The sequence below is a fragment of the Longimicrobium sp. genome, assembly GCF_036280135.1.
GTDB lineage: Bacteria > Gemmatimonadota > Gemmatimonadetes > Longimicrobiales > Longimicrobiaceae > Longimicrobium.
On record NZ_DASURI010000504.1, the window covers coordinates 1 to 3,745 of the forward strand.

General features: G+C 71.9%; 1 protein-coding gene and 1 pseudogene. Both read left to right on the forward strand.

What is annotated here, in order from left to right; all coding sequences use genetic code 11:
• Positions 1 to 388 precede the first annotated feature (388 nt).
• A complete protein-coding gene (locus VFZ20_RS16295) occupies positions 389 to 3,079 on the forward strand; it encodes a TonB-dependent receptor (protein ID WP_329684968.1) in 2,691 nt (896 codons plus the stop codon).
• An 8-nt stretch (positions 3,080 to 3,087) separates the two neighbouring features.
• Positions 3,088 to 3,745: pseudogene (locus VFZ20_RS16300) on the forward strand (phytase); the annotation flags it as partial.

Genomic DNA, 3,745 nt, shown 5'->3' on the forward strand with positions numbered 1-3,745 from the left:
ATCGATTCACGCGCGGCGTGGCCCGGTTCCCGTACGGGACCGGGCCACGCCGCCGTTCTCCACCGTCCTCTCCAGGTACGGCGGCCCCTTTCGCCGCCCGTCGGGTCGGTCAAAGGACAGGCGTGGCCTGGCTTCACGCGAGCATCGCAACGCCCCGGGCGAGCCATCCTCGCCCGGGGCTTCCTTCGTCGCGCGCCGTCCTTCGTCACCGATCCGAGACACGTCCGCCGATCCGCCGTCGTCTTTCGGGATACACCTGCTACGCACTCGTTGCCGTTTGCCGGGCGCGCCTCCACGCATCCGCCCGTATCCTCCCGCCCATCCTGAACACACCCGCGGACGACGCCCCCGCGCCGCCCGCACTCCTCCGTTCTTCCCGAGAACACGCATGAGCACTTCCGCTGGACGCCGCGTCCTCCGGAGCGGCTGGACCGCATTGCTGCTGATCCTCCTTCTCCCCCTCGCCGCCGCCGCGCAGCAGGCGGGCCGCGTGGACGGCCGCGCCACCGAGGCGGAGTCGGGCCAGCCGCTCGTGGGCGCCATCGTGACGATCGAGGACGCGTCCGCGCGCGCCGTGACGGACGCCGCCGGCCGCTTCAGCCTCGCGCCCGTGGCGGCCGGGACGCAGACGGTCATCGTCAGCTACCTGGGCCGGCAGACGCAGCGGCAGACGGTGACCGTCCGCGCGGGCGAGGCCGCCACGGTGACCGTCGCCGTGCCCGTGCAGGCCATCGCGCTGGAGGGCGTGACGGTGTTGGGGATGCGCGCCCGCACGCAGGCCCGCGCGCTCAACCAGCAGAACAACGCGCCCAACATCATCAACGTCGTGGCGGCGGACCAGATGGGCCGCTTTCCCGACGCCTCCGCGCCCGAGGCCGTGCAGCGCGTGCCCGGCGTCTCCATCGCCCGCGACCAGGGCGAGGGGCGCTACATCCAGATCCGCGGCGCGTCGCCGTCCGGCACGCAGGTCACGCTCAACGGCGTGCAGGTGCCGTCGCCCGAGGGCGAGGTGCGGCAGATCGCCCTGGACGCCGTGCCGGTCGATCTGCTCGATGCCATCGAGGTGACAAAAGCCATCCTTCCTTCGATGGACGCGGATGCCGTGGGCGGCGCCGTGAACCTGGTCACGCGCCGCGCGCCCTCCGCCGGCCTTTTCTCCGCTGAGGCGGCGGGCGGATACTCCGCGCTGCGCGAGGAGCCGTCGTACAGCGGCGCGCTCACGCTGGGAAGCCGGTGGATGGGCGACCGGCTGGGCGCCGTCGTCACGGGCTCCATCCACCAGCGCGACTTTGGCTCCGACGACCTGGAGCCCGCGTACGACCTGGGCGACGACGGGCTGGCGGATGATGCGCTGGAGGAGCTGCAGGTGCGCCACTACTCGCTGATGCGCCGCCGCGTGGGCGCCAACGCCAGCGTGGACTTCCAACCCGCGCCGTCGTCGTCGCTCACGCTGAACGGCGTGTTCTCGCAGCTGCGCGACCACGAGCAGCGCCGCAACTTCGTGAACGCCGTGGAGGACGAGGAGCTGCAGTTTCGCCACAAGAACCGCCTGGAGGAGCTGGAGACGTACAACCTCTCCTTGCTGGGCGAGCACCTGCTGTTCGGCGGGATGCGGCTGGAGCACGGGCTGGCGTGGACGCGCTCGCTGGAGCACACGCCGTTCGACGACGAGATCACCTTCGCGCGGGGCGACGTGGCGTTCGATCCGTCGTTCGCCGACCCGCGCCGCATCCGCGCCAACCCGGCCGCCGGTGCGCTGGACGGCGACTTCGCGTTCGACGACATCGAGCTCAGCCGCAGCGACACGCGCAACACGGAGTGGATGGGCTCGCTGGACCTGTCGCTGCCCGTGTCGTTCGGCGAGGTGCGCTTCGGCGGGCGGGTGCGTGACCGCGCCAAGCTGCAGTCCGTCGACACCGACGCGGCGGAGCTGGCGGACGGCGCGGACGACATCATCCTGGGGCAGGGGATCGGCGAGCGGTGGAGCCAGGGGCTGCGCCACCCCGGCGCGTATCCGCTCACGCCCTTCTCCACCCGCCCGGGCGACGTGACGGGGTTCGCGGACCGCTTTGGCGGGTCGCTGGAGACGGAGCGCGACCTGGAGGAGGAGACCAACGACTACGACCTGGACGAGCGCGTCACGGCCGGCTACCTAATGGCGGACGTCGCGCTCGCGCCCTCGCTGCGGCTGATTCCCGGCGTGCGCTACGAGCGGACGGACTTTCGCAGCGCCGGCTTTGACTTCGACCCGGACGAGGAGACGCTGACCGCCGTCGACGCCGAGCGCGACTACGGCACCTGGTTCCCCATGGCGCACCTGCGCTGGGAAATCCGCCCCGGCACCAACGTCCGCGCGGCGTACACCACGGCCATCGCCCGGCCCAACTTCTTTGACCTCGTGCCGTACCGCCTGCGCGACGACGAGGACCTGTCCATCGGCAATCCGGATCTGCATCCGATGCTGGCGCGCAACGTGGACCTGCTGATCGAGCACTACGACGCGCGCATCGGCGTGGCGTCCGCCGGCGTGTTCTACAAGCGGCTGGAGGATCCCATCTTCCGCTTCACGGCGGACAACGACCTGGGGGGCGAGACGGAGCAGCCGCGCAACGGCGAGAACGGCGAGATCCGCGGCGTGGAGGTCGCGCTCCAGCGCCAGCTTCGCGAGCTGCCGTTCCCCCTGGACGGGCTGGGCATCTACGCCAACTACACCTTCACGGACAGCGACGCGCGGCTCCCCGGCGGGCGCGAGGTGCGGCTGCAGGGGCAGGCGAAGCACGTGGCCAACGCGGCGCTGAGCTACGAGCGGCCGCGCTGGTGGATGCAGGCCAGCGTGAACTACCACGACCGCTACGCCAACGAGTACGCGGACGACGCGGCCGAGGACCTGTTCGTGGACCGTCACCTCCAGCTGGATGCGTCCGTCCAGGCGCGGGTCACGCGCGACGGGGCGCTGTTCCTGGAGCTGGTGAACCTGACCAACGAGCCGTACGTGGTCTACCAGGGCACGCCGGACCGCCCCGTCCAGCAGGAATACTACCGCAGCTGGGGCCGCCTGGGCTTCCGCGTGTCCCGGTGAGGCGGCGGATGACGATGCGGATCGACGAGGCGAGGAGCGGGATGGGATGGATGCGCATCCGCCGCGCGGCGTTCGGATTCGGCGCGGCGGTGCTGGGCGGATGGACGGCGGGCGGATGCGCTTCATCGATGCGTCCCGCCACGGTGCCGACGTCCGCGCCGGTGACGGTGGCCGAGGCGTTCACGACGCCGCGCGACACGCTGGACAACATCGACTCGCCCGCCGTGTGGCACGGGCCGGATGGCCAGCACTGGCTGCTCTCCACGGCCAAGACGGGCGACGTGATCGTGGTCAGCGACGCGGCCACGGGGCGCACGCTGCGGCGCGCGAGCGGCCCGGGCACGGCGCTGGGGCGGATGGAGCGGCCCAACGGCATCGCCGTCATCGACGACCTGGCGTTCGTCGTGGAGCGCGACAACCACCGGGTGCAGGTGTTCCGTCTGCCGGACTTTCGCCCCGTGGGGATGTACGGCGCGGACGACCTGGCGCTCCCCTACGGCATCGCCGTGGTGCCGGACGGGGCGGGCGCGTACACCACGTGGGTGACGGACAACTACGAGCAGCCGGACGAGACCATCCCGCCCGACGCCGAGCTGGGCCGCCGCGTGCGCCAGTACCGCGTGACGGTGGCGGATGCGGGCTTGCGCGCGGAGCCCGTGCGTGCGT

Coding starts and splice junctions, on each gene's coding strand:
- VFZ20_RS16295 (WP_329684968.1), top strand. CDS start 389: ATGAGCACTTCCGCTGGACGCCGCGTCCTCCGGAGCGGCTGGACCGCA.